The following is a 26,554-nucleotide window of genomic DNA, read 5'->3' on the forward strand; positions in this document are numbered from 1 at the left end:
CGACAGACATGCGCGGCCACTATCGCCGCAGTGCGTCCGGCTTCGGCGCCCTGACGGCGAGCCCCTAAACTCCTGCCGTGCCGACCGCATCCCTGCAGAGATCCGCGCAGCCCGTCCAGCGACGCCGAACATCGCGTTTCGCCGATCGCGCGACCCTGCGCCGCTCGCTGCGCCTGCTCACCAGCTTCCGGTTCGAGCAGTCCGACCCCGGCCGGTTCTACGGCGGCATCGCCACCGACAGCGCGGAGCTGATCGGCGACTTCTACGCCGACGTCACCGACCGCGATCTCACCGGCACCGTCGTGCTCGACGTCGGCGGCGGGCCCGGCTACTTCGCCGACGAGTTCACCGCCGCGGGCGCCCGCTACGTCTCGGTGGAGCCCGACCCTTCGGAGATGCACGCCGCCGGACTGCGGGTGGCGGGCTCGGTGCGCGGCTCGGGCATGGCACTGCCGTTCCGCGACAACGCCTTCGACGTGTGCTTCTCCTCCAATGTCGCCGAGCACGTGCCGTATCCGTGGGTGATGGCAGAGGAGATGGTGCGGGTGACCAAGCCGGGCGGCCTCATCGTGTTCTCGTACACGGTGTGGCACGGACCCTTCGGTGGTCACGAGACCGGGCTCTGGCATTACCTCGGTGGCGAGTACGCGGCGCGGCGGTACCGGCGCAAGCACGGACACGAACCGAAGAACAGGTTCGGCCGTTCGTTGTTCGCGGTGTCGGCGGCCGACGGGCTGCGCTGGGCGGCAACGACTTCAGCCGAGGTGCGAACGGTGTTCCCGAGGTATCACCCGCGGTGGGCGTGGTGGATCGTCCGGGTTCCGGTACTGCGCGAGCTACTCGTCAGCAATCTGGTCGTGGTGGCTACCAAGTAGCGTTCACGCCAGCCAGCTCAGCCGCCGTGTGCGGCGCACCGGCGCGGGCAGCGCACTCGCCCACGGCGATTCCTGAATGGCCAGACCCACTGTCTCCAGTGTCGTCAAGCCGACTTGATCGGCGAGCATTCCCACCTGCGCGACCGCCTCAGCGGCCTGGATGGCGGCAGTTGCCTGCTCGATGGTGAGTGTGCGGCCGGGCAGGAATGACACAACCCATCCCCCGCTGCCCACACTCTTCGCTTGATGGTCGGTCTGGTCGCTGGTCATCAACGATCGGCCGATCACTTGCACAGCCATGAGTCGGTCTCCCCAATTCGCTGTTAAGGTCCGATGAATCGAGCGAGCTGATCAGTAGCTAAAGCATCCCCTTTTCAACAACAGAACGCAATAGTGCGTTTACCCGAAAAGCGAACCGACAGGTTGGAATTCGCCCTGTTCACAGTCGTTGCGGGACAGCGAATTAGAACATGTTGCAGACAATCCGGCGGCAAAACTGTAACGTGTTCTTATGCACTACGACAGTCTGTTCATCGGCGGGAAGTGGACCACCCCGGCCGGTAGTGACCGCATTTCCGTGGTCTCACCCGCAACGGAGGAGACCGTCGGCAGCGTGCCCGCGGTAACGAACGCCGACGTGGACGCGGCGGTCGCCGCGGCGCGCGACGCGTTCGACAGCGGACCGTGGCCATCGACAAGCCCACTGGAACGAGCCGAGGTACTCAGCAAGGCCGCCCGGCTCATCGAGCAGCGTTCGCCCGAATTGCTCGCGGCGCTCACCGCGGAGATGGGCGCACCGGCGTCAGCGGCCTTGACACTCAATCAGATTCCGGCCGTCGCCGCGCTCGACGCGTGGGCCGCGCTCGCGAAGACGTTCGCATGGAACGAGACCCGGGTCGGATTGTTCGGAACCTCGCGCGTCTCACGGGAACCGCGCGGCGTCGTCGCGGCGATCACCGCGTGGAACGTGCCGCTGTTCCTCGCGGCGAACAAGCTCGGCCCCGCGCTGCTGGCCGGCTGCACGGTGGTGCTCAAGCCCTCGCCGCTGACCCCGCTCACCGCGAATCTGCTCGCCGACATCTTCACCGAGGCCGGGCTACCCGACGGCGTGCTCTCGGTGCTGCCCGCCGACGCCGAGGCCAGCGAATACCTGGCAGGCCACCCCGGCGTCGACAAGGTGACCTTCACCGGCAGCACCGCGGTGGGCCGCAAGCTGGCCGCCATCGCGGGCGAGCAGCTCAAGACCGTCTCGCTCGAACTGGGCGGCAAGTCGGCCGCCATCGTGCTGCCCGATGTCGACCTGGCGGCGAGCATTCCCGTGCTGGCCTTCTCCGGGCTGATGAACAGCGGGCAGGGCTGCGTCGCGCAGACGCGCATCCTGGCCCCGCGCAGCCGCTACGACGAGATCGTGGACGCGCTGGTGGCCCACGTGAAGACCATGCAGACCGGCGACCCCGGCGATCCGGCCACTCAGCTCGGCCCGCTGATCAGCGAGAAGCAGCGTGACCGGGTGGAGAGCTACATCGCCAAGGGCAAGGCCGAGGGCGCGCGGCTGGTGCTCGGCGGCGGCAGGCCGGAAGGGCTCGAGCGTGGCTGGTTCGTCGAGCCGACGATCTTCGCCGATGTCGACAACGCCAGCACCATCGCCCAGGAGGAGATCTTCGGGCCGGTGCTGTCGGTGATCCCCTACGACACCGAGGACGAGGCCGTCGCCATCGCCAACGACTCCGACTACGGCCTGGCCGGGTCGGTGTGGACCACCGATATCGAGCACGGTGTCGAGATCGCGGCCAGGGTGCGCACCGGCACGTACGCGATCAACTGGTACGCCTTCGACCCGACGTCACCGTTCGGTGGGTACAAGAACTCCGGCATCGGCCGCGAGAACGGTCCGGAGGGTCTGGACGCGTTCTGCGAGCAGAAGTCGGTGCTGATGCCCATGGGCTGGACCGGCTAGCAATCCGCATCAGGACTGCCTAGTCCTCCGGCATCTGGACGCGCAGCACCGGCTGCGCGGCCACTTCGCCCTTGGCTGGTAGGTCGACCACGTCGACCTGCCAGCCCGGCGGCAGGGCGCGCTGCAGGCGGCCCGCTACCCGCTGCAGCGGCGTGCTCGAGTAGGTGTCGGCCTCGAATCCGGTCACCAGATCGGTCATGCGTCAATCACCTCTCAGCGTCGATCTCATCGTGGTCCACATCGGCGGATCGAAAAGCGAGTCAGCTCAGATGATGCGACGTGCTCGGGAGCTGAGAGGAATATAAGTGACGACGACCCTCCGCCGTGGACGACTCTCTGACATCTGTAGATGTACCCGCTGACAAGCCGGGAAATCGTTCACCGGACATCGATTCGGGAAACTTGCGGTCTGAAAACCTCGCCTCGAACCGACCGCGACTCATCGACGGCGGGCGCGACGATACGCCGAGGGCGTGAGCCCCGTTGCGGCACGCAGGTTGTCGCGCAGCGCGGTCACACTGCCGAACCCGGCGCGATGCGCGACCGTCTCGACCGGAAGTGCGGTGGTTTCCAAGAGTTCTCGCGCGGCCCCCACGCGTTGCGCGTCGAGCCAGGCGCGCGGGGTCGTACCCACCTCGGCCTTGAAGCGGCGGATGAAGGTGCGCTCGCTCATCAGCGCGTGCGCGGCCAGCGCGGAGACATCCTGCGCGGCGGCCGGATTCGCCACCGCCCAGGCCAGCGTCGCCGCCAGACCCCCGCGCGGATCGGTGCCGCTCATCGCCTGCGGGATGTACTGGGCCTGGCCGCCTTCGCGGTGCGGCGGGACGACATTCCAGCGGGCCAGTTCGGCGGCGGCGCTCGCGCCGAGTTCGCGGCGGGCGATGTGCAGGCACAGGTCGAGGCCCGCGGACAGTCCGGCCGAGGTGAGGATGTCGCCGTCGTCGATGTAGAGGGCGGCGGGGTCGAGTTTCACCGCCGGGAAGAGCTGGGCGAACTCGTCGCAGTAGGCCCAGTGGGTGGTGGCGGGGCGGTCGTCGAGCAGACCCGCCTGGGCCAGGACGAAGGCGCCGATACAGATACTGGCGATGGTGGCCTGGCGGGCGGCGGCCGCGCGCAGGGCATCGAGGACGGGTTCCGGGGTCGGCAGAGTCGGTAGACCGATGCCGGGGACGACGATCAGGTCGGCCTGTACGAGCAGCTCGAGGCCGTGTTCGACGTGCAGGCCGAAGCCATTGGGTGTCCAGACCGGGCCCGGACGCTGACCGCAGACGTTCATGTCGAATCCGGCGGGCTCGCCGGTCTTGCCCGGTCCGTGCCGGAAGACCTGGACCGCGCAGGCCAGGTCGTAGGTCATCACGCCGTCCAGCGCGAGCACGGCGACATCGATCATGCGCCCCAGTTTGGCACGAATCCACGCAAGGCTGGCATCTACGCCACTTCACCGCGCGCGCGGACTCCATGAGACTCGGATCAGGCTCCGCCGACGACACCCGAGGAGATCTCCATGCCGAATACGCTCGACTGGAACTGGGCCACCACCACCGGCGGCACGCTGACCGGTGCACAACGACGAGACGTTATCGCCGGGGTATTGCGCGCCGCACCCGGCTTGGTCGCGGGCCGGATACGGCTGGCGCTGGGCCGCCGTGGCGCGGGCAGGCTCGACCTGGCCGAGCTGCGCGTCCCCGACACCGCGCTGGCGCGGGCCGCCGAACTCGAGGCGCGCGAGCATCTTTCGGACGCACTGCTCGCCCATTCCTATCGCACCTATTTCTTCGCCCGCGCGCTGGCCGAGCTGGATGGTGTCGACCACGACGACGAGATCGGCTACGTGGCCAGCCTGCTGCACGATCTCAAACTCGAAGAACCGACACCGGAGCGGTGTTTCGCCGTGGTCGGCGGGGAGTCGGCGGCGGTCTTCGCGCGGCGACACGGCGCGCCGGAGGACCGGGCCGAATCGATCGGCGCGGCCATCGCCGCCCATCTCAACCCCGATGCCGCCGCGCGGCTGGGTGACCCCGGCGGGTTCGTGTCCGCGGGCGCCTCGGTGGACGTCCTCGGCAGCAGGCTCGCCGATCTCGACCCCGGCTTCGTCGACGAGCTGCTCGCCCGGCAACCGCGTCACCAGCTCAAGAAGCACCTGGCCATCCGCTTCGCGGCCGAGGCCGCCGCGGTTCCGGCCGGGCGGGTGCACTGCCTCAACAGCACCGGTTTCCGGCAGTTCGTGGCGCTGGCGCCCTTCGCCGAATAACGCGGAACCGCCCGTACCGGATGCGGTACGGGCGGTTCGGGCGTTCAGGTGGGGGTCAGCCCAGGCGCTCCTTGAGGGCCTCGAACTCGTCGCGGATGCCCGAGGGCAGCTTGTCGCCGATGAACTCGAACCACTCCTCGATCGAGGGGATCTCCTTGCGCCACTCCTCGGCGTTCACCGCGAGCGCCTCGTCGACGTCGGCGGCCTCCACGTTCAGGCCCTCGAGGTCGAGGTCGGCGGCCGAGGGCACATTGCCGACGGCGGTGGCTGCGGCGCCGGAGCGGCCCTCGATGCGGCCGACGATCCACTCCAGCACGCGGGAGTTCTCACCGAATCCGGGCCACAGGAAGCGGCCGTCCTCGCCACGACGGAACCAGTTGACGTAGAAGATCTTCGGCAGCTTGTCCGCGTCGGCGTTCTTGCCGACATTGATCCAGTGGTTGAGGTAGTCGCCCACGTGGTAGCCCAGGAAGGGCAGCATCGCCATCGGGTCGCGGCGCACGGTGCCGACCTTGCCCTCGGCGGCGGCGGTCTGCTCCGAGCCGACCGTGGCGCCCATGAACACGCCGTGCTCCCAGCCGAAGGACTCGGTGACCAGGGGGATGGTGGTCTTGCGGCGGCCACCGAACAGGATCGCCGAGATCGGCACACCCTGCGGGTCGTCCCACTCGGGGGCCAGGATCGGGCACTGCGACATCGGGGTGCAGTAGCGCGAGTTGGGGTGCGCGGCCAGCGTCTCGGTCTCGCGCAGCGACCAGTCGTTGCCCTTCCAGTCGATCAGGTGATCGGGCTCGCCCTCGAGACCCTCCCACCACACATCGTTGTCGTCGGTGAGCGCGACATTGGTGTAGACGGTGTTGCCCGCCTCGATGGTGGCCATCGCGTTGGGGTTGGAGCTGTGGTTGGTGCCCGGCGCGACGCCGAAGAAACCGAACTCCGGGTTCACCGCGTAGAGGCGGCCGTCCTCGCCGAAACGCATCCAGGCGATGTCGTCGCCCAGGGTCTCCGCGCGCCAGCCGGGGATGGTCGGCTGGATCATCGCGAGGTTGGTCTTGCCACAGGCGCTCGGGAACGCGGCGGCCACGTAGTAGTTCTTGTTCTCGGGCGAGATCAGCTTGAGGATCAGCATGTGCTCGGCCAGCCAGCCCTCGTCGTGGGCCATCGCCGAGGCGATGCGCAGCGAGTAGCACTTCTTGCCGAGCAGCGCGTTGCCGCCGTAGCCCGAACCGTAGGACCAGATCTCGCGGTCCTCGGGGAAGTGGGTGATGTACTTGGTGTCGCTGCACGGCCACGGCACGTCGGCCTCGCCCTCGGCCAGCGGCGCGCCCACGGAGTGCAGGGCCTTCACGAACGGCTTGTCGGCGCCCAGCTTGTCCAGGGCGGCCTGGCCCATGCGGGTCATCACGCGCATCGAGACCACGACGTACTCGGAGTCGGTGATCTCCACGCCCAGCTTGGGGTCCTCGGCGCCGAGCGGGCCCATGCAGAACGGCACCACGTACATGGTGCGGCCCTTCATCGAGCCGCGGTAGAGCTCGGTCATGGTGGCGCGCATCTCGGCGGGGTCGACCCAGTTGTTGGTCGGACCGGCGTCGGCCTCGGTCTTGGAGCAGATGTAGGTGCGCGACTCGACGCGGGCGACGTCGGAGGGGTCCGACAGCGCCAGGAACGAGTTCGGCTTCTTCTTCTCGTCGAGCTTCTTGAAGGTGCCCGCCTCGACCAGCTGGGTGGTCAGGCGATCCCATTCCGCATCGGAGCCGTCGGCCCAGACCACGCGGTCGGGCTGGGTGAGCTCTGCGACTTCCTGTACCCAGGCGAGCAGTTCGCTGTGCTCGGTCGGCGCGGTGCCGTCGGATCCACGAAGACCAGGAATGGTCGCTGAGGTCATGAAAACTCTCCTGAGATGGGTGGTTCCCCCATGGGCGGGAAGACGTCCGCAGCGAGCAAACCACCGCACAACCCCAGATGGACGGTGTACAGCACCGTCCACGGACGGGGGCCGCGCATCAGCCGGCACGGAGCGGACGCCCAGGTTCCTGCCTCAAGGTTAACGCGATATGAAGGCCGGGACGGAATCGGGTTCGTTTCCTATTACCCACAGGTCGCTCACGCAATCGCGGCGTCACAGCGATCGAGCACGGCGACATCGCGCTCACAGGCCGACAGCTGCGCCGGACGCTCCGCGACCAGCCGCCGCGCCAGGGCGTCGAGCTCGGCGACACGCCGGTCGACAGCGACCGCCCGCGCCGTGGATTCGATGACGACATGCTCGGCCAATTCGGCCTCCACATCCACCAGCACAGCCGCGACACGCTGCTCGAGCTGGGCTTTCACATTCACCAGCGCTTCGGAGACCCACTGCGACATGTGATTGCGCTCGGCCAGCTGGGCCCGCGCGCGCACCACCCAGGCGGCCGCGCCCGCGCCGAGCAGCAGCGTCACCGGGACGCTGGCGAAGTCCCATGTCGGCACCAGCGAAAGCGGCGCCACTATCAACCTGCCGAGGCCGACACCGGCCGACGCGCCGAGCGCGATCATCAGGTGATCTTCGACACCACGGTGTCTCGGTTCGGGATCGGGACCGACACGGGGCGCCGGATCGCGCCTGCGCGGGGCGGGCGCGGCGGTGCCGATGCGACGGGCGGTCTCGGCCACGCGCTCGTCGATCGCGGCGTCGACGGCGACGGACAGTTCGCTGGTGGCCTGCTGCAAGCGCTGCGGGTAGGCGCGCAGTTCGGCGCGGTCGCAGCGGTCGAGTTCGGCGCGCGAGCGGGTGTGCAGGGTGCGCACCAGCGCGCCGAGTTCGGTGGTCAGGTCGACGCGGGCCAGCTGCACCTGGCTGCGCACCGCCGACAGGCCGGTCTGGCGGCCGCCGTCGCGCCCGGCCAGCAGGGCGACGCGCTCCTCCCTGATCCGGGCCGACTCGGCGCCCGTGCGCAGGGTGGCGATCTGCTCCTCGACCCGCGCCCTGGTATCGGCGAGCACGCGGGTGAGCACCGCGCTGCGGCGCTGGGCGCCGTCGGTGGGTTCGGCGGCGGTGGCGGCGGCCAGGGCGGCGTGCAGACCGGCCAGGCCGGAGCGGTCGAGCAGAGCGGAGTCGTCGGCGGCGCGGGCGGCGGCGGCCAGCTTGGCGGACACGGCGAGCACGTCGAGATCGGTGATGCCGTGGGCGGCCAGCAGCGCGATGCTGCGTTCGCGGGTCGCGCGCCAGTCCTGATAGGCGTGGAAGCCGTTCATGGCGAGCAGGATCGGCTGCTTCGCCGCGCGCAACCGCTCGATCAGGGCGAGCACGTCGGCGCCGAGGACGCTGCCCGCGTCGAACAGGATCAGCGCGGCGGGCGGCTCGTCCACCTGCGTGAAAGTGGCCGGATCGGCGAGATCGATGCGCGGTTCGAAGCGGGCGAGTTCGGTGCGCACGAGGGTGGTGTTGGCGTCGTCGACGGCGTAGAGCACCACCTGGGTGCCGTTGCCGGTCTGTTCCATCGCCCGCAGCAGTGCCACACCCTGCGGGTTCCAGCGCTCGATGACGGCTTCGACCTCGGGCGCGAGCGCGGGAGATGGGGCGGTGTCGACCTGCGCGGCCGACGGCTGGTCTCCCGACGCGGGCTGGTCCTCGGCGGGGGTGGCCGCGCGCTGGTCAGAGTCCGGCACTGCTCATCCGTTCCCAGGCGCGGATGTAGCCGTTGTGCACGCGCAGGGCCGCGCGGCGGGCGGTGGGGGGCATGTCGCTGGAGACGACGGCACGCCAGCGGGTGGCGCGGGCCAGGGCCTCGTCGGCGTCGGCGGGGGCCGGGGACGGGTAACCCGCGGCGAGGTGCGACACCGTCGGGCAGGCCAGGCCCGCGCACAGCCCGGCCCACAGTGCCTCGTCACCGGCGAGATAGTGCTCGATCATGTCGCGGCCACGGGCGCCGTCGAGCGGGACGGCGGCGGCCGCGAGCCGGGTCAGCTCGTCGAGCAGTTCACCGCCGCGCACCGCCTCGACCTGCTCGTAGCGCCGGTGCACCAGCCGGTGCAGCGGGTCGATGCCGCTGGCGGAGTGCAGGATCTGGATCAGCGCGGTGGCGGGCAATTCGGGGTCGGCGCGCAAGGCGGTGAGCGCGCAGTCGACGCCGTAGAGGTCCCAGTTCTCGATCAGGCGCCGGCGCGTGTCCTGGTCGGGGCCCGAACCGATGAACAGCTCGGCGGCCAGGACCGACGGGATCTCCTGGCTCTCGGCGAGCTTGCGCAGATCGCTCAGGTCGGTCGCGTCGACCGCACCGGACCTGGTCCGCGCGGCCAGCGAGGCCACCACCGGGATGATCGGCAGCTTCAGTTCCTGCGCGTAGCGCTCGGCCGCCGCGACCGCCTCGCCCCAGCGCGCGCCGACCGCGTCGGCCTTGTTGAGCACCACCACGCTGCGCCCGGCGGGCAGGGTCGCCAGCAGCCGGTGGTCGGCGGCCTGCGGCGCACCGGCGAGCACGTAGATCACCAGGTCGCCGTCGAGTATCGGATCGGGCAGCTCCGGCTGATCGACCGGCGCGGTCTCCTGGGCCGAGAGCAGCGCCAGCGCGCGCAGCACGGTGGTGCGCCCGCTCAGCGCCCGCCCGGCCACCTGGATCTCGAGCGGCCTGCGCCTGCGGGTGACCGCGGCGGCGAGCCGGTCGGCGATGGCCGGGTCACCGCCACGGCCGGATCGGAGCGCCGAGATCAGCTGGTCGAGCTGGTCGGGCGACCGTGTCTGCACGGAATCGGTGGCTGTCGGCATTTCTGCACCCCCTTGTCGAGAGGGCATTCTGTCAGATCGGCGCAATGCCGGTCGGGGGAGAACCGCGAGCCGACCTGGGCCGACAACCCGCCCGCGACCCGCCGATCTGCGGCGTCGTCTTCCACCGGCAGTACTCGCCTGCGGCGCACCCGCGCGCATGCTGGACAATGGACGACGTGAACGACGCTGCCAACCACCCTGTCGAGTCGGTTCCGGAGCCGCCGTCCACCGCTTCGAAGCACCTCGAACTGTCCGAGATGCCGAACGAGGCGGGCCGCCGCTCCACCACCGGCTCCCGGCTGTACCCGCGCGTCACGAGTTTCCGCTCCCGCCGCGGCGCCCTGACGCCGAACCAGCAGACCTCCTGGGAACGCACCTGGCCGGTGATCGGCCGCGATGTCGCCAACGAGGCGCTCGACGCCGACGCCTGGTTCGGCCGCAGCGCGCCGCTGGTCATCGAGATCGGCTGCGGCACCGGCACCGCGACCGCGGCGATGGCCCAGGCCGAACCGCACCTGAACCTGATCGGCATCGAGGTCTACCAGCCGGGCCTGGCCCAGCTCGTCCAGCAGATCGAGCGCGAGGAGATCGGTAACATCCGGCTGCTGCGCGGCGACGCCGTCGATGTGCTGGAGAACATGGTTGCCCCGGAGTCGCTGACGGGCGTTCGGGTCTTCTTCCCCGACCCGTGGCCCAAGGCGCGCCACCACAAGCGGCGGCTGCTGCAGGCGCCGACCTTCGCGCTCATCGCCAGCAGGCTCAAGCCCGGCGGCGTGCTGCACGTGGCTACCGACCACGCCGACTACGCCGAGCACATCCTCGCAGTAGGCTCGCAGGAACCGCTGTTCACCGGCCTGAACGACACCACCGGTGGCGACAGCGCCGCCAGCCGCGTCACCGCGCCGATCGGTTTCGAACGGCCCGTCACCAAGTTCGAGGGCAAAGGCCTGCGTGCCGGTAGCGCCATCAACGAGTTCATATGGGGGAAGATCGACAGATGAGCGTGAGTGAGATCGCCACCGAGATGCCGGATATCGCCCAGGGAACCGGCAGCGCGGCGTTGAGCAGTTCCGGCTCCGATGTCCGACGCGTCCTGCTCGTCTGGGACGCGCCGAACCTCGACATGGGACTCGGCGCCATCCTCGGTGGACGTCCCACCGCCGCCTATCGCCCCCGTTTCGACGCCCTCGGCCGCTGGCTGCTGGCCCGCACCGCCGAACTCTCGGCGGGCACCAAGAGCCGGGTCGAGCCCGAGGCCACCGTCTTCACCAATATCGCGCCCGGCACCGCCGACGTGGTCCGCCCGTGGGTGGAGGCGTTGCGCAATGTGGGTTTCGCGGTCTTCGCCAAGCCGAAGATCGACGAGGACTCCGACGTCGACGCCGACATGCTCGCCCACATCGCGATGCGCGAGCGCGACGGACTGGCCGGCATCATGGTCGCCTCCGCCGACGGACAAGCCTTCCGCGAGCCACTGGAAGCCATCGCGGCCAAGGGAATCCCAGCTCAGGTGCTCGGATTCCGTGAGCACGCGAGTTGGGCCGTCACTTCCGATACTCTCGAGTTCGTCGATCTCGAGGACATCCCGGGCGTATTCCGGGAACCGCTACCGCGGGTGAGCCTCGATTCGCTGCCCGACGAGGGCGCTTGGCTGCAGCCGTTCCGGCCGCTGTCGGCGCTACTCACTTCTCGCCCTGGTCAAGGAGTCGCTTAAGTGTTCACCCGCTGGGGCGATCTGGTCTATCGGTTCCGCTTCGCCGTCATCGCGGTGGTCGGTGCGGCTCTGCTGGCGCTGGGCGCCTACGGCACGGGTCTCGGTGACCGGCTGACCCAGAGCGGCTGGTTCGACCCCGGCTCGGAGTCGGTGCAGGGCGCGGAACTCGCCGACGCCTCGTTCGGGCGCGACCACATGGCGGACGTGATCGTCATGTACAACGCCCCCGAGGGCACGACGATCGACGACCCGGCCTTCAGCGGCAAGATCATCGACAATCTGAACGCCGCCGTCACCGAACACCCCGACCAGATCAGCAAGATCAACGGCACCTACTGGCAGGTGGGCAACGCGCCCTCGGTGCCGTCGACGTTCGGTTCCAAGGACAAGAAGCACGCCTTCGCCTCGATCGCCATCGTCGGCGACAACGACACCACGATCATGGCCAACTACCGGGCCGTGGCGGACGTCTTCTACGTCCCCGGCGTCGACGTGGAGGTCTCGGGCCTGCAGCCGCTCGGCGTGACCCTCAACGACACCATCGCGCACGACACCAAACGCATGGAGGTGCTGGCCCTCCCCGCGGTCGCCATCCTGCTGTTCTTCATCTTCGGTGGCATCGTGGCTGCCGCGCTGCCGCTGATCATCGGTGGTCTGACGATCATCGGCGCCACCGGCCTGGTCATGGTGCTGACCAACTTCACCGACGTGAACTCCTTCGTCACCGGTGTCGTCTCGATGATCGGCCTGGGTCTGGCCATCGACTACGGCCTTTTCATAGTCAGCCGATTCCGCGAGGAGCTGGCCGAGGGTTACGACACCAGAGCGGCTGTCCGGCGCTCGGTGGTGACGGCGGGACGCACGGTCGTGTTCTCCGCGACGATGATCATCGCCAGCCTCGGCGGCGTACTGCTGTTCCCGCAGGGCTTCCTGCGTTCGGTCGCCTACGGCACCATCGCGACGGTCTCGCTCGCCGCCCTGACCGCGGTCACCATCCTGCCCGCGATGCTGGCCGTGCTCGGCCCGCGCGTCGACATGCTGGGCCTCAAGCGGTTCCGCAAGACCCAGACCGCCGAGCAGATCGAGAACGGTTTCTGGGGACGCCTCACCCGCTGGGTGATGAAGCACCCGCTCAAGATCGCCATCCCGGTGACGGTCGGCCTGTTGCTGCTGATCATCCCGGTCAAGAATCTGGCCTTCGGCGGCATCAACGAGAAGTACCTGCCGCCGGACAACTCCACCCGCCTCGCGCTCGAGCACTTCTACGAGGTCTTCCCGCAGAAGAAGACCGACCCGATCCAGCTGGTCTTCGTGGTCGACAACGGCGACAAAGCCGACACCGACGCCATCGGCCAGGTCTGGAAGCAGGCGAACCAGGCCCCCGGCCTCGTCGAACCCTTCGCGGTACCGTCGAACCCGCCGGACGACCGCACGATCTACCGCACCTCGGCGACGCTGATCGATCCCACCGGCAATGCCGAACCGACGATCGACTATCTGCGCTCGATCGAGATTCCCGACAACGTGACGATGTACGTCACCGGGCAGCCCACGCTCATGGCCGACAGTATCGACACGCTGCTCGAACTGATGCCATGGATGATCTTGATCGTGCTGCTCAGCACCTTCGTCCTGATGTTCCTGACCTTCGGCTCCCTGGTGCTGCCGATCAAGGCCGCCCTGATGAGCGCGCTCGGCCTCGGCTCGACGCTGGGCATCCTGACCTGGATCTTCATCGACGGCAACGGCGCCGGGATACTCAACTTCACCCCGCAGCCGATCAGCGCGCCGGTACTGATGCTGATCATCGCGATCATCTACGGCCTGTCGACCGACTATGAGGTCTTCCTGCTCTCCCGCATGGTGGAGGCCCGCGCGCAAGGCGCGTCGACCACCGAAGCCGTGCGGATCGGCACCGCCCAGACCGGTCGCATCATCACCGCCGCCGCCCTGATCCTGCTCGTGGTGACCGGCGCGTTCGCGTTCTCCGACATGGTGATGATGCAGTACATCGCCTACGGCATGATCGCGGCGCTGGTCATCGACGCGACGGTCCTGCGCATGCTGCTGGTGCCCGCGATCATGAAACTGCTCGGCGACGACTGCTGGTGGGCGCCGAAGTGGATGAAGCGCATCCAGGAGAAGATCGGGATGGGCGAACCCATCCTCGACGACGAACGCCCCCAGAAGGGCGCCGTGGTCGACCTGGTGAAGACCACCCCGATCACCGACCCGCCGACCATGCAGATGACGGCGGTCCCCGACAGCAAGCTGGCCAAGACCCCGCGCCGCCCGCGCACGGTCGCCGAGATCGAAGCCGAGGCGCCCACCCAGCACCTCGACAAGATCACCGAAGGCGATTCGGAGCCCCCGCGCCCGCGCATGGCCAAGTCGCCCGACCCCACCCGCCCGCGCGCGTCGATGCTCGCCGACGAGCCGACCCGCACGCTGCCGGTCGTCCAGCCGGGTGCGACGCCCCCCGACTCCGGCGAGCCCACCCAGATCCTCCCGATCGTGAAGCCCGACGCTCTGGAAAGCGATCGGGGACAGCACGACTCGCCGTCGACCAGTTCCCCGGACACCGGCCTGAACCTGCCCGATTCCGGCGATTCGTCGCCGACCGACTCCGGTCCTGCTGGAGCACAACAGGTTACGCCGGGCGACACCGGTCTCGACCTGCCCGGCAGCACGGTTCGCCCCGGATCGCCGAGCGACAGCCGGATCAGCCTCCCCGGCCGCCCGGTTCCGCGCTCCACCGGAAACACCGGTGGCGGAACGAATTCCAACGGCCACAACGGCACGACCGCCGACTTCGGCGACGCGCGTCCCGGCAGCACGAACGGGTACGGCGGATTCGGCGAGACAGACCGCCCGGGCAATGGTCCGGTCGGTGGACCGGGTGTCATCGGCGCCGGGCATGCCGCTCCGGGGACCGACGGTGTGATCGGGTCCGGTCATCGACCGGACGACATCCCCGGCGTGATCGGGGCCCCCAGGAATCCGTCCGCCGGTGCGGACGAACCGAGTGGTGGCATCGCGCCACGCGATCCCGGCTCACCTGCGCCCGGCTCACCCGCGCCCGGCTCACCTGCGCCCAGCTCGCCCGCACCCGGCTCGCCCGCACCCGGCTCACTCGCGCCCGGCTCGCAGACACCCAGCTCGCCCGCGCCCGGCTCACTCGCGCCTGGCTCACTCGCGCCTGGCTCACTCGCGCCCGGCTCACTCGCGCCCGGCTCGCAGACGCCCGGCTCGCCTGCGTCCAGCTCGCAGGCGCCCGGTGCGCCGCGTGGTTCGGAGCGGGTGCAGCCGCCCAGCGGGTACATCCCGCCGCGTGGCGAGAACCCGGCCGTCCCGCAGGTGTCGACGCCCGGCACCGCCGGATTCACCGACGAACCCACGCCGCGACCCAGCATCGTCACCCCGACCCGGCCCAGCACCTCGAGCTCGCCGCCGCCCGGCATCGTCACGCCGCCCGGCATCGTCAACCCCCCGCGCCCGAGCATGATCACCCCCCAGCCGCGCCCGACCGAACCCCCGGCCGGCGGCACCTTCAGCGGCTTCACCCCCCTGCCCACCCCCGAGCCGGAGCCCCGCGCGACGGACGACGAGGAACCCACCCAGGAACCCCCCTTCGTCCCCCCGGCCACCGACCTCTCGGTCACCCCGGGCGCCCACCGCGCCGAGGCCCCCTCCGCCCCGGAAACACCGGCGTCTCCTCCCAGCCGAAACCTGTTCTCCGAGGCACCCTCCGCCCCGGAAACACCGGCACCGCGCGCCAGCCGGAGCCCGTTCTCCGAGACACCTACGGACCCGGAAACACCCGCGCCTCGCCTCAGCCGGAGCCCGTTCTCCGCAGCACCCACAGACCCGGAGACCCCGGCAACCCCCCTCGACCAGCACCTCCACTCCGAGGCGCCGACCGACCCGGAAACACCGTCGCCCCGCCTTAGCCAGAGTCCGTTCTCCGCGGCACCCACTGACCCGGAGACTCCAGGTCCTCTCGGCCGACGCCCGCTCTCCTCAGTGCCGACCGACCCGGAAACACCGGCGCGGCCCCCCGTCTCGCGTGGCGGCCAGGAAACCCCGCCCGCCCGAGGCATTTTCGGCACCCCGGTCCCGGTCGAACCCCAGGAGCCGTCCACCCCGTGGACCGGCGACTCCGAAGCCCCAGCAGCAGACCGCGGACCGGTGTTCTCGCCGGTCACCCCCGGCGAGCCGACCGACCCGCAGGCCCCCAACCGCCCGAACTTCGCCGACACCCCCAGCACTACGCCGCCTGCCACCGACAACCAGGCGCCGACGGTCCTCCCCGGCGCGCGGCCTGCACCGGAAAACCCGACCGAGCAGCCGTTCTCCGCCTTGGCGCCGAACGTCCCCTCGGCGACTCCGGACCGACCGCACTTCTCACCGACCACCCACGGCGAGCAGCCCGTTTCCGACTTCGATGAATCGGCTTCTCTGTCGGACAGCGCGGAGGCCGAGCCGAACGCGTCGTCCGAGACCGGTCGCGGCAACCCGGTGTCGTTCTCCGACAACACTTTCGCGGCCGACCCGATGTTCTCGCCGGTGAATCCCACCCACTCGCCGAACACCGCCACCGATCCGAACGCTGCGGACGAGACCGGCGAGCCGACCTCGCGCACCACCGAGCCCACGACACCGACCGCCGACACCTGGCACGGCGCCGCCGAGCCCGCCCGCGGCCGCCGCAGCGACACCCCGCCGCAGGGCCCGGTGGGCTGGGCACTGCCTCGGGAGCACGCGGGCACGCCGGTCGAGCAGGATCAGGCGAGCGGCTGGCAGGCTCCCGACGGCTTCACCGCAGTTCCGGCGGAACCCGCAGCGAACGGCACTCCGGACGAATCCGATGCCCCCGCACCGGAATCCGAGCCCGTCCAGGACGACAACCGCAACGAGATCGAGAACTGGATGGCCCAGCTGCGATCGTCCCGCCGCGGCACCGCCGCCGACGACGAAGGTCGCCACGCGGGCAACGAGGGCCGCACCGTCAGCGTGAACGAACTCCTCCGCCGCCGCGAGGACGACTCCGAGTAGCCCCCGGACGCACGCCGCCAGAGGACTGCCAGGCCGGGCTTCGACTGACGATGAGGCAGTTCCTTGGCATGGCCGAGGGGCCCGGCCTTGGACCTCGGGCGGGTAGCATAGGAGCATGTCCAGGCAGAACGCGGAGGATCATGAGCTCCCTGAGTACATGACCTGGGAAGAGCTCGAACTGCTGCCTGAGCACCTCGCCGATCAGATCGAGCTCTGGGATGGGCGTGTCGTGTGGCTGCGGCGTGGCCCGCGCGAGCACCAGAAGTTCACCCGCAGACTCACCAACGAGATCGAGCGGTGCGCTCGCGACGAGACCTCGGCCCGCCCCGAGCAGTGCTGGGAAGTCGAATCCGAGACTAACGTCTTTCTCGGCACATCCGGAAAGTCCGATTTCCTCACGCCGGATTTTCTCGTGCACCGATGTCTGCCGCCGTTCGCCGACGTACGAGCCGGCGATACGGTCCTGGTCGGCGAAGTCCTCTCCCCGTCGAACACCCAGACCGACATGGAAGCGAAAAAGGCACGCTACGCGGGCGCGGGCATTCCCTGGTACTGGGAGGTCGGCCTCCACCGCGAGACGAGCTCGATCGCCCAGATCCGCGCCTACGCGCTCGAGACCGGTCATGCCGAACTGCCGCAGGGTGTCACGCCGTTACGTCCGGCGAACTACCTGATCGTCGGCGAATGGACACCGACCGACGACACCGCCGTAACCTTCGCCTACCCCTTCCCGATCGACATAACCTGGTCGGCACTCGCGTTCTGAGTGACAAGCGCGTGTCCCTCTCTCGCAGTACGGAACCGGCGCCGTGAAATGTCCGGCAACTCCCAGCCGCGAGGCCATGACTTGTCTACCTCGAGAATCGAGATGCTAACCACGCCAACCTGTTTGCTGATCTGTTACCAAGGGGGTACTGTCGCGCACATAGATCAGCCCCCGGGAGTGCGTCAACACTCTCCGAGGGCCTGGGTACGAAACAGCATGCACCTGCTCGCACCGTAGGGGACACCCTACCTTGCAACACCTCGGCATCTCCACTGCCGAGCAGTCATCCACGAGCCCCACAGCTCCCGCACCAGGCGTTCACCCTCGGACCACGCAATTCCCGCAGAGTGACCGGCCCCGCGGTGAAGATGACCCGCTGTCTCGTCCCAGGCCCCGGCGGGCTGCTCGATGGTCGTCACCGACGAGCCCGACCAGGGGGATCCACCAACACCCCACTACCCAGCCGTCTGCGAGTACCACCGTCGTACGCCTCGCACGTACGCACCGTGTCGGCTCGGGCGTGCACACCTTCGACACGGTCCAACCCAGCCACGCGTCCCCTACGACGCGGGGCCAGAAGTGTTGGCCGAGAGGGTCTATCGGGGCATGGCGATCGGGAGTCCGGGGCAGGGGGTTACGACACCGGCACCCCTGGGTGCTCCGATCGGTTCAGGCAGCGCCGCAGGCATCCGGTCACGCTCGAGCTGCCGCTGGATGGCCATTCGCCTGTTCTACAAGACAATTGCTGAACATGAATCGGCGGCTGCACGCGTCTATCGCCTGAGTTCGCCGGGGGTGGAGTCGGCGAAGGCGCGGGCGTAGCGGGTTCCGGTGAGCAGCAACAGGATTCCGACGGCCAGGAATGCGGCTACCCGGATGATGCCGGAGAGGGTGGCCAGGTCGAAGAGAAAGAGTTTAGCCAGGGCCGCGGCTGCCACCAGGAGGCCGGAAACCAGGTAGACCTTTGCGGTGGCGGGGGCGGTGGTGAGGCGGCGCAGGCCGTAGAACAGGGCCGTGGTCGCGGCGATCATCCAGATGATGGTGGCCAGGCTGTGGCCGATGATGAAACCGTCTTCGGTGCCGAGGGCGACGCCCAGCGAGACCGCGGTGACCAGGACGTAGTACAGGCCGGCCAGGCTCGCCACGACCCAGGCGGCGGTGACGAGAGTGGTGTCGGTGCCGCGTGGGAGGCGGGCGACGGTCCAGGCGGCCATGATCGCGGTACCGGCACCGACCACGGCGGCGAGAGCGGTCGCGAGGTCGAGGTCCTGGTCGGCGAGACGGTGCAGGCCGAGGGTTTCCGGGGAGGCGATGGTCAGCAGGGTCAGGGCACCGAGCAGGGCGAAGGCCGTGCCCAGGGCGGTGGCGACCCGGTTGCGGGTGGTCGCTGCGACGGCGAGGAAGGCCAGGGCGACCGTGGACAGGGCGGTCGGCAGCAGGTGCAGGTGGGCGCCGGTGCCGACGACGCAGGTCAGCAGGAGGGTCACCGCGCCGGTCAGCGCGCTGACCAGCGCAGTGTGTGACGGGATGCCGAGTCGGGCGCGGCCGGGTACGACAGGACCGGGCACGGGAGAGCCATGCCCGATGGGGCCACGCGAGACGGGGCCAGGCGAGGCGGCGATCACGGCGGGGACACGCACGAGGGCGGTGGCGGCGAGGCCGAGGAGGACGGCGGCGAATCCGCCGGTGATGACCACGGCGGGTGCGCGGTCGAAGAGCATCGCCGCGGCGAGGACGGGAAGGGCTGTGAGGGCGATGGTGACGCTGGCGGTGATGTCGGTGGGCCGGTGCCGCACGGCGAGCACCGCGCCGACGAGGCCGACCAGCGCGCAGGCTAGCGCCGCGGTCAGAAGTCCGCCCAGGTTCGTCGCGTCGGTTCCGGAAATGGCGGCGCCGAGGCCGGTCAGGGCGATCATCGCCAGGGTTGCCAGCACCACGGGCAGGGTCCGCGCGATGTGCAGGACGGGCCACACCCGCCGCAGCTGCACCGGCACCCCGGCCGCCTGCAACACGACCAGGAACCCGAGCAGCGGCAGTTCGGTCGTCAACGCGGGTGAGAGCAGCGCGGCACCCAGCACCACGCCCACCGCCAACGGCTGCGACTGCCAGCGCACGGCCATCCCGACCCCGGCCAGCGCCACCGCCAGCGCCACCGCGAGCCCGACACCCGTCGGCACCCACTCGTAATACCCGGTCACCGCAACAACATCCAGATACGCGCCCGCGATACCGGTGGCCACCAGCGCGATTCCACCGACGCGTCCACCCGGCCGCCCGAACACCCGCCAACCGGCGCCGACCAGTCCAACCGAGAGCGCCGCCCCCGCAACCACTCTCGCCACCGGCCCGAAGAACCCTGCCTGCGCGGCCAACACCAGCAACATCAACACACCGATCAATGTCACACCCACCCCGGCCACCGCCAGCACCCGGGAAATCACTCCCTCCCGCTGCCACCACGGCGTCCGCTCCACCGGCACCTGCCGCCCCGGCTGCCCAGCGGTCGGCCCCCACCCCTGACCCGCCCCTCGCACCGGCCCACCCGGAACCGACCAGGCACCAACAGGTCCCGCGGCCCACCCCGGCCCCGGCGGCGGCCCCCACGCACCCCCGCGCACCGGTACCCCGCCCGGCGCCCCCGCCGGCCACCCACGATGGGGCCACCCCGGCGCCACTGGCCCACCGACGCCAGCCGCCCTCGCTCCGGGCACACCACCCGACAGCCCCGGCGCCGCAGGCCCACCGACCCCGGGCACGTCAGTCGGCAGCCCTGGGGCGGCAGGTTCGCCGACCCCGGGCGCACCACCCGACAGCCCCGGCACCACATGCGCGCCAACCCCAGGCACTCCACGCCACCCCGACACAGCAGACCCACCATCGGGCGAGCCACCCCGACCCTCAGCGACCCCGGGCACGTCGGTCGGCAGCCCTGGCGCGGCAGGTTCGCCGACCCCGGGCACGCCATCGGGCGCACTACCCGACAGCCCCGGCGCCACATGCCCACCGACCCCAGGCACACCACGCCACCCCGACACAGCAGACCCGTCATCGGGCGAGCCACCCCGACCCTCGGCCACAGCAGGCCCACCAGGCCGAGACCATCCCGACTCCGACGACGTATCCCGTTGCTGTCCAGCCTGATTCGACACCTCTTCCCGTGACGAACCCCGCGCCGATTCCGCGACCTCTGCCGCCGCCCCACGGGCAGGCACATCCCCGGTCCCCGTCATCGGGCTCACAGCAGCACCCTGCTCGACCGCCTGAGGCTCCCCCGACACCTCACCACTCACGCCAGCCGACTCCGGCCGATCCGTCGCCGGAGCCTCCAGCCCCGACTCCCCCGCGCGCTCCCCGGCCGGAGCGGCCATGACCGAAGCATCCGCACCGGCCGACGTCGGCCGACCCGACGCCGACAGCGCTTCCCCTGACACGGCCGATGTATCCGCAGACCCGGCCTCATGCCCCGGCAGCGCACCGGCCGCATCACTGTCCGACGAATCCCCGCGTTCGGCACGCGGCGCGAGGTCTGAGGCGGAGGAGTCGAACTGTTCCAACTGCCCGCGCAGCACATCCAGATCACCACCCAATCGCCCCATGTGGGTGCCGAGGGAGGTGAAGTCGGCGGAGAGGCGGGCGATGAGGGCGGGGTCGATGGTGGTGCGGCTCATGTCTTCATCGTCGGCGCGGGGTGGGCGCGGGACATGAGTAGAAACCCCTGGGTGGGGGCCGGTTCCTACCTGAAAGTGGTGGTCAGGCGCCGAGGAAGCGGCGCCACTGGACCATCAGCGGGTATTTCGCGGTGACGGAGCCGAAGCGGATGCGGCCGTGCACGACCAGGTGCAGGGGGCCGATGGGTGGGCCGGTGCGGACCTTGTTGTTGGCGCTGGAGCCGATGAGGTCGAGGCCGTTGAGGTCGACGGTGGCGGCGGCGGGGACCAGCAGGGTCAAGCCGGTGCAGTAGTCGTCGACCTGGATCTCGACGATCTGGGTCTCCATGACGGCCTCGGTGAAGTCCAGGGTGACCCCGGACATGAGGTTGTTGAGGTGCAGTACCGGGGGCACCTGCCAGGGGCCGCGCCGATGCACGCCGGAGAGCCTGCTGCGGATCAGCGTGGGGTTCGAGCCGCCGGGCGGCACCGGGACGTGCTTCGGGCGGGGCATGGCGGCGGGTTGCGGCGCGCCGGCCACCCGCATTCCGGGCAGGTCGACCAGCACCGCGTTGAGTTCGCCGCGGGTCCTGGCGGCCAGCGCGGTGTCCATCCGTTCGGTGAACTCGCCGAGCGAGAGCATGCCGAGCCCGACCGCGCGTTGCAGCAGCTGGCCGACGTGTTCGCGTTCGGCATCGGAGACGCGCAGGTCCCGGTCGCCGACGGAACCGGCCGTCGAGGCGCCGGGTACGGAGAGGGATTCGGGACCGCCCATGTCATCGAGGGTAGCGACGAACCCGCCCCCGGCACATCAGGGCAAACCCCTATTCGAGTCCCTGTTCGATGGCGGATCGAGGGTAGGTGCCCCGGGCGGTCGGACTATTCCAGACCCTGTTCGATGGCATAACGCGTCAACTCCACCCGGTTGGCCAGCTGCAATTTGCGCAGCGTGGCCTGCACATGGTTCTCCACCGTCCGATGCGACAGATTCAGCCGCGCCGCGATCTGCTTGGCCGAGAGGCCCTTGGCCACCATCCGCAGCACCTCGGTCTCGCGCTCGGTCAGCGAGGGCCGGTGCGGTTCGTCGGCGGCGGCGGGCGCGGTCGCCATCCGGCGGTATTCGCCGAGGACCAGCCCGGCCAGTCCGGGCGTGAACACCGGCTGCCCGGCCGCGGTGGCCCGCACCGCCTCGATCAGTTCGGCCGCCGACGCGCTCTTGACCAGGTATCCGCTGGCCCCGGCCTTGATCGCGTCGAGCACGTCGTCGCGTTCGGCCGACGCCGAGAGCACCAGCACCCGGCTGGCCGGCGACACCCGCAGCACCTCGGCCGTGGCGGTGGCGCCGTTGCCGTCGGTGAGCTGCATGTCCATCAGCACCACGTTCGGCTGGACGGCCGCCGCCCGGCGGGTGGCGGTGCCGACCCCGTCGGCGGTGGCGGGCACCGCGAAACCCGCTTCGGCGAGGTCGCGCGACACGCCCTCGCGCCACATCGGATGGTCGTCGACCACCATCACCGTGATCACCGCGTCGGTCATCTGGCCTCCTCTCGGCGCGCCGGCCGGCGCGGAATGCGGAATTCCCATTCGGTGCCGAACTCCTCGCCCTCGGTGAGCAGTTCGGCGGTGCCGCCGAGCGCGGCGATCCGGCCGACGATGGAACGCGAAACCCCCATCCGCCCTTCGGCTTCGGCGGCCGACAGCCGCCCGGCCGGAATCCCGACGCCGTCGTCACGCACGCTCACCACCAGCATGTCACCGGTGTCCTCCAGCAGCACATAGGCTTTCGCGCCGGGTCCGGCGTGCAGCTCGACATTCGACAGCGCGGTGCGCACGGCGGCGGCGATCTCCTGGGCGGCGGCGCGGCCGATCGGCACCGGCTCGCCGGGCGTGGCCACCGACACCGCGGGCGTGGCCTGCACGGTGAGCAGCGGTCGCACGTCCACCTCGGCGGCACCGGAATCGGGCCGCGCGCCCTGCTCCGAGATCAGGACCCGCAGCGCCACTTCCTGTTCGCCGGCGCGCTGCGCGAGTTCAGCTGCGGGACCGCCGATCTCACCACCGCGACGTTTGATGAACGCGAGAACCTGCAATACCCCGTCGTGCACTTCACGGGCCAGGCGTTCGCGTTCCTCGGCGGCGGCCGTCATCCGCAGTGCCTGTTCGAGCTGGCGCTGAGCCCGGCGCGCGGTATTGGCCGCCAGGCCCAGTGCCAGGCCGACCGAGACCAGCACCGGCGCGGTGGCGTCGCCCCACACGTCCTGGCCCCACTGCTCACGCACGGTCACGACCACGGCCGACATACCCAGTCCCGCGAGCACTCCCGCGACCGGTCCGCGCAGGATGGCCATCGAGATCACCGCGTTGGCGATCCACAGCGTGGTCGGCAGCGTCTGATGTCCGTGGTACCAGCCGTAATCGGCGACCAGCCGGGTGGAGGCGATGAGCAGGACCGTCACCACCTGATCGCCGAAGACCACCCACCCACGAATCCGGCCGGTCGCCTCGGGGAAATACCACTGCGACAACAGCAGCGCCGAGACTCCCGACCAGATCGCCATCAGCGCGATCAGCACCCAGCTCAGCCGCGGATGCTGGTAGTACGGCACCGAGGCGATCTGCTGGCCGACCGCGTACAGCAGCGTGACCAGACGGAAAGCCTGGGCGGCCCGCCACAGGGGCGCGGTCGCCGCGTCGGCACTGCTCAGCTCAGCTGTGTGGGTCCGCATCGCCGGACTCGCGCTCTTCGTCCTTGCGCAGGGTGCGGTAGACGTCGAATCGGCCGGGCTCGGGTTTGTCCGGCTCGGCCGAGAACAATCGCCGGTCCTCGCCGCCGGCCAACTCGCCGTAGACCTCCTCCGGGCTGTCGGCGAGCAGATACCGGATCGCGGTGTTGCCCACCGCGATCAGCGGCACCGCCAGCAGCGCGCCCGCGATCCCGCCGACGACCAGGCCCGCGGCGATCGCCAGCACCACGGCCAGCGGATGGATGCTCACCGCCCGGCCCAGCAGCAGCGGTTGCAGCACATGGCCTTCCAGCTGCATCACCGCGATGATGATGCCGAGCACGATCAGCGCCGTCACCAGGCCCTTGGTGACCAGCGCGATGAACACCGCGACGAACCCGGCGAAGAACGCGCCGATGATCGGGATGAACGCGCTGATGAACACCAGCGAGGCCAGCGGTAGCGCCAGCGGCACGTGCAATATCGCCAATCCGGCGCCGATGCCGATGGCGTCGACCGCGGCCACCACGACGGTGGCGCGCACGAACCCGACCAACGTGCCGAAGCCCAGTTCCCCGGCGGTGCGGACCTTGTCCCGGTGCGCGGTGGGGATGATCCGGGTGACGAAATGCCAGATCTGGTCGCCGCCGTAGAGGAAGAAGATCAGGATGAACAGGATCAGGAACGCGCCGGTGAGGATGTGCCCGATGACGGTGGCGGTGGTGAGCGCGCCGCTGGTCAGGCTCTCGCGGTTGTCCTGGATGGTGCGCACGATGGTGTCGCCCGCGCTGCGGATCTGCTGATCGCTCAGGTGCGGCGGGCCGTTGATCAGCCAGTCCTGCACCTTGTGGACGCTGTTGGTGACCTCGTTGGACAGCCCCGGCACACCGTCGACGAACTGCTCCACGACGAAGGTCATGATCCCGGCGAGCAGCCCGATCGAGCCGACCAGCGCCACGAACACGCCGAGCCCGCGCGGAATCCCCACCCGCTGCATCCAGTCCACCAGCGGCGCCAGCAGCGCGGCCGCCAGCAGCGCGATCGCCAGCGGAATCACCACCGTCGCGAACTTCTGTACCAGCATCCCCACCGCGAGCAATGCCGCGAAGATGACCAGCAACCGCCAGCTCCAGGCGGCCGCTTTCCGGACCAGCGGATGAACGGCCTCGGCATCGGCACGCCACAGCGCCGACGCGGTCGCGGAATCTGCCTTCTGGTCGGTCACTCGAGAGAGCCTATCGGTCCGAACGCTAGATTGGTGGTCGTGTCGGCGCCACTGGAAGCGGTCAAACAGACCATGCGAACGCGCTGGCCGCTGTATCTGACGTCGATACTGCTGGCCAACGCGTTCGGCGCGGTACTCGTGTGGGCGTTCATCCAGTACGGGCTGCCGGTGCCCGAGGGAGATCCGACCGGGGTGCGCCAGACGGGGCTGCTGGCGCCGGTGCTGGTCTTCGGGATCGCGGCGATTCTCAGTATCGTCGCCGCCGCGCTGATGTTGCGGCCGGTCATGCGCTGGCAGATGCGCGGGGGTCCGCCGAGCAGGCGCGAGCAGATGGCGGCGCTGCACGTGCCGCTGCGCCAGTCGATCGTGCACCTGGTGCTGTGGATCATCGGCGGCGGCATCCTGGCCGGGCTGATCATCGCCGAATCGCCCGAGCTGGGCGGGGCGGTGATCGTCACCGAGTGTATGGCCGCGACCATCGTGTTCGGCTTCACCTACATGCTCGGCGAGCGCATCCTGCGCCCGGTGGCCGCCGAGGCGCTCACCGAGGGCACCTTCGACCACACGCTGACGCCCGGCGTCGGCACCCGGATGGCGATGACCTGGGGCATGGGCACCTTCGCGCCGACCATCGCGATCGTGCTGCTGTGCGTCACCCAGATCTCCTCCGACGTGAAATTCTCGGCCAACTCGCTGGCCATCTCGATCCTGCTGCTGTGCGGTGTGGTGATCCTGCAGGCGCTGGCGCTGTCGATGCTGACCGGTTCCTCCATCTCCGACCCGGTGCGGCAGCTGTCGCAGGCCATCAACCGGGTGCAGGGCGGCGCGCGCGACGTGCAGGTGGAGGTCTACGACGGCTCCGAGATCGGGCTGTTGCAGGTGGGCTTCAACCGGATGATGGAGGAGGCGGCCAAGCGTCGCAAGCTGCAGGAGCTGTTCGGTCAGCACGTCGGCGAGGACGTGGCGCAGCGGGCGCTGGACTACGGCACCGAACTCGGCGGTGAGACCCGGTTCGTCGCGGTGCTGTTCGTCGACATGGTCGGCTCCACCGCCGCGGCGGCCGAACGCCCGCCGACCGAGGTCGTCAGCCTGCTCAACGAGTTCTTCCGGGTGGTGGTCGACGTGATCGACAGCCACCACGGCTTCGTCAACAAGTTCGTCGGCGACGCGGCGCTGGCGATCTTCGGCGCCCCGCTGGACCGCCCCGACGCGCCCGGCGCCGCCCTGGCCGCCGCCCGCGATCTGCGCGAGGCCCTGCGCGAGGTGACCAGCCTCGATGTCGGCATCGGTGTGTCGGCCGGACTGGCCGTCGCGGGCAATATCGGCGCCGCCAACCGCTTCGAATACACCGTGATCGGCGACCCCGTCAACGAGGCGTCGCGACTCACCGAACTGGCCAAAGATCATCCCGGCCGCGTCCTCGCTTCGGGCAGCGCGCTGTACTTCGCCGACGAAAGCGAGCAAGACCATTGGGAGACCGGCGACGAGGTCCAGCTGCGTGGCAGACGCAGAAAAACCCGCCTGGCCTGGCCGAAGAGCTCGACCCCCGGGCTCGATGTAGTGCCGGGAGAACAGGTTCGTTCGTTAGGCTGAG

The 26,554-nt window shown here is 69.9% G+C and carries 19 protein-coding genes and 1 pseudogene; 9 read left to right on the forward strand and 11 right to left on the reverse strand.

Annotated features, from left to right (window positions below):
- The first annotated feature begins 77 nt into the window (after nt 1-77).
- Nucleotides 78-875 (forward strand): methyltransferase domain-containing protein, encoded by a 798-nt coding sequence (locus ACFC06_RS16760; protein ID WP_375931508.1) that lies wholly within the window; start codon nt 78-80, stop codon nt 873-875.
- A gap of 3 nt (nt 876-878) precedes the next feature.
- Here ACFC06_RS16760 and ACFC06_RS16765 read toward each other — a convergent pair whose 3' ends face one another.
- Nucleotides 879-1,175 (reverse strand): hypothetical protein, encoded by a 297-nt coding sequence (locus tag ACFC06_RS16765; protein ID WP_278261121.1) that lies wholly within the window; start codon nt 1,173-1,175, stop codon nt 879-881.
- Between the two features lie 211 nt (nt 1,176-1,386).
- Here ACFC06_RS16765 and ACFC06_RS16770 point away from each other — a divergent pair, with 211 nt between their 5' ends.
- Complete coding sequence (locus ACFC06_RS16770; protein ID WP_375931511.1) at nt 1,387-2,832, forward strand: aldehyde dehydrogenase; 1,446 nt, start codon at nt 1,387-1,389, stop codon at nt 2,830-2,832.
- A 19-nt stretch (nt 2,833-2,851) separates the two neighbouring features.
- On the opposite strand, the gene ACFC06_RS16775 is transcribed toward ACFC06_RS16770, so the two are convergent.
- The gene (locus ACFC06_RS16775; RefSeq protein WP_278261119.1) at nt 2,852-3,031 is read right to left on the reverse strand and encodes a hypothetical protein; all 180 of its coding nucleotides are present in this window, start codon (nt 3,029-3,031) and stop codon (nt 2,852-2,854) included.
- A 240-nt stretch (nt 3,032-3,271) separates the two neighbouring features.
- Nucleotides 3,272-4,222 (reverse strand): GlxA family transcriptional regulator, encoded by a 951-nt coding sequence (locus ACFC06_RS16780; RefSeq protein WP_375931514.1) that lies wholly within the window; start codon nt 4,220-4,222, stop codon nt 3,272-3,274.
- A 114-nt stretch (nt 4,223-4,336) separates the two neighbouring features.
- Here ACFC06_RS16780 and ACFC06_RS16785 point away from each other — a divergent pair, with 114 nt between their 5' ends.
- Nucleotides 4,337-5,083 carry a phosphohydrolase gene (locus tag ACFC06_RS16785; protein ID WP_375931517.1) on the forward strand — a complete coding sequence of 249 codons (747 nt, stop codon included), beginning with the start codon at nt 4,337-4,339 and terminating at the stop codon, nt 5,081-5,083.
- Nucleotides 5,084-5,138: 55 nt separating this feature from the next.
- On the opposite strand, the gene ACFC06_RS16790 is transcribed toward ACFC06_RS16785, so the two are convergent.
- The 3 genes from ACFC06_RS16790 to ACFC06_RS16800 all read right to left on the reverse strand — a co-directional run bounded on the left by ACFC06_RS16790 (nt 5,139) and on the right by ACFC06_RS16800 (nt 9,830).
- A complete protein-coding gene (locus ACFC06_RS16790) occupies nt 5,139-6,971 on the reverse strand; it encodes a phosphoenolpyruvate carboxykinase (GTP) (protein ID WP_375931520.1) in 1,833 nt (610 codons plus the stop codon).
- Nucleotides 6,972-7,189: 218 nt separating this feature from the next.
- Nucleotides 7,190-8,734, reverse strand: a complete 1,545-nt coding sequence (locus ACFC06_RS16795) for a hypothetical protein (protein WP_375931523.1) — start codon at nt 8,732-8,734, stop codon at nt 7,190-7,192.
- Nucleotides 8,721-9,830 (reverse strand): hypothetical protein, encoded by a 1,110-nt coding sequence (locus ACFC06_RS16800; RefSeq protein WP_375931525.1) that lies wholly within the window; start codon nt 9,828-9,830, stop codon nt 8,721-8,723. Before ACFC06_RS16800 ends, ACFC06_RS16795 begins: the two co-directional genes overlap by 14 nt.
- A 257-nt stretch (nt 9,831-10,087) precedes the next feature.
- On the opposite strand from ACFC06_RS16800, the gene trmB reads away from it, so the two are divergent.
- The 5 genes and pseudogenes from trmB to ACFC06_RS16825 all read left to right on the forward strand — a co-directional run bounded on the left by trmB (nt 10,088) and on the right by ACFC06_RS16825 (nt 17,365).
- Complete coding sequence (trmB, locus tag ACFC06_RS16805) at nt 10,088-10,831, forward strand: tRNA (guanosine(46)-N7)-methyltransferase TrmB (RefSeq protein WP_375935535.1); 744 nt, start codon at nt 10,088-10,090, stop codon at nt 10,829-10,831.
- Entirely contained in the window at nt 10,828-11,544 is a 717-nt protein-coding gene (locus ACFC06_RS16810) for an NYN domain-containing protein (protein ID WP_278261113.1), read from the forward strand. Before trmB ends, ACFC06_RS16810 begins: the two co-directional genes overlap by 4 nt.
- A 150-nt stretch (nt 11,545-11,694) precedes the next feature.
- Nucleotides 11,695-13,605: pseudogene (locus tag ACFC06_RS16815) on the forward strand (MMPL family transporter); the annotation flags it as partial.
- Between the two features lie 59 nt (nt 13,606-13,664).
- Nucleotides 13,665-15,494 carry a pentapeptide repeat-containing protein gene (locus tag ACFC06_RS16820; protein WP_375935538.1) on the forward strand — a complete coding sequence of 610 codons (1,830 nt, stop codon included), beginning with the start codon at nt 13,665-13,667 and terminating at the stop codon, nt 15,492-15,494.
- A gap of 1,220 nt (nt 15,495-16,714) precedes the next feature.
- A complete protein-coding gene (locus ACFC06_RS16825; RefSeq protein ID WP_375931528.1) occupies nt 16,715-17,365 on the forward strand; it encodes a Uma2 family endonuclease in 651 nt (216 codons plus the stop codon).
- A gap of 773 nt (nt 17,366-18,138) precedes the next feature.
- Here the strand turns inward: ACFC06_RS16825 and ACFC06_RS16830 are convergent.
- The 5 genes from ACFC06_RS16830 to ACFC06_RS16850 all read right to left on the reverse strand — a co-directional run bounded on the left by ACFC06_RS16830 (nt 18,139) and on the right by ACFC06_RS16850 (nt 24,960).
- Nucleotides 18,139-19,983, reverse strand: coding sequence for a DUF2339 domain-containing protein (locus tag ACFC06_RS16830; RefSeq protein ID WP_375931531.1), 1,845 nt, complete (start codon nt 19,981-19,983; stop codon nt 18,139-18,141).
- 1,132 nt (nt 19,984-21,115) lie between these two features.
- Nucleotides 21,116-21,787: a DUF1707 domain-containing protein gene (locus ACFC06_RS16835; RefSeq protein ID WP_375931534.1), complete on the reverse strand. Its 672-nt coding sequence runs from the start codon at nt 21,785-21,787 to the stop codon at nt 21,116-21,118.
- 104 nt (nt 21,788-21,891) lie between these two features.
- Nucleotides 21,892-22,548, reverse strand: a complete 657-nt coding sequence (locus ACFC06_RS16840; protein ID WP_375931537.1) for a LuxR C-terminal-related transcriptional regulator — start codon at nt 22,546-22,548, stop codon at nt 21,892-21,894.
- A complete protein-coding gene (macS, locus tag ACFC06_RS16845; protein WP_375931540.1) occupies nt 22,545-23,738 on the reverse strand; it encodes a MacS family sensor histidine kinase in 1,194 nt (397 codons plus the stop codon). The genes ACFC06_RS16840 and macS overlap by 4 nt, the downstream gene beginning before the upstream one ends.
- Nucleotides 23,719-24,960, reverse strand: a complete 1,242-nt coding sequence (locus ACFC06_RS16850; RefSeq protein ID WP_375931543.1) for an AI-2E family transporter — start codon at nt 24,958-24,960, stop codon at nt 23,719-23,721. Before ACFC06_RS16850 ends, macS begins: the two co-directional genes overlap by 20 nt.
- A gap of 72 nt (nt 24,961-25,032) precedes the next feature.
- Between ACFC06_RS16850 and ACFC06_RS16855 the strand changes: the two genes are divergently transcribed.
- A complete protein-coding gene (locus ACFC06_RS16855; RefSeq protein WP_375935541.1) occupies nt 25,033-26,553 on the forward strand; it encodes an adenylate/guanylate cyclase domain-containing protein in 1,521 nt (506 codons plus the stop codon).
- Nucleotide 26,554 lies beyond the last annotated feature (1 nt).

Source organism: Nocardia sp. NPDC056064 (assembly GCF_042266925.1).
In the GTDB taxonomy this organism is placed as follows: Bacteria; Actinomycetota; Actinomycetes; order Mycobacteriales; family Mycobacteriaceae; genus Nocardia.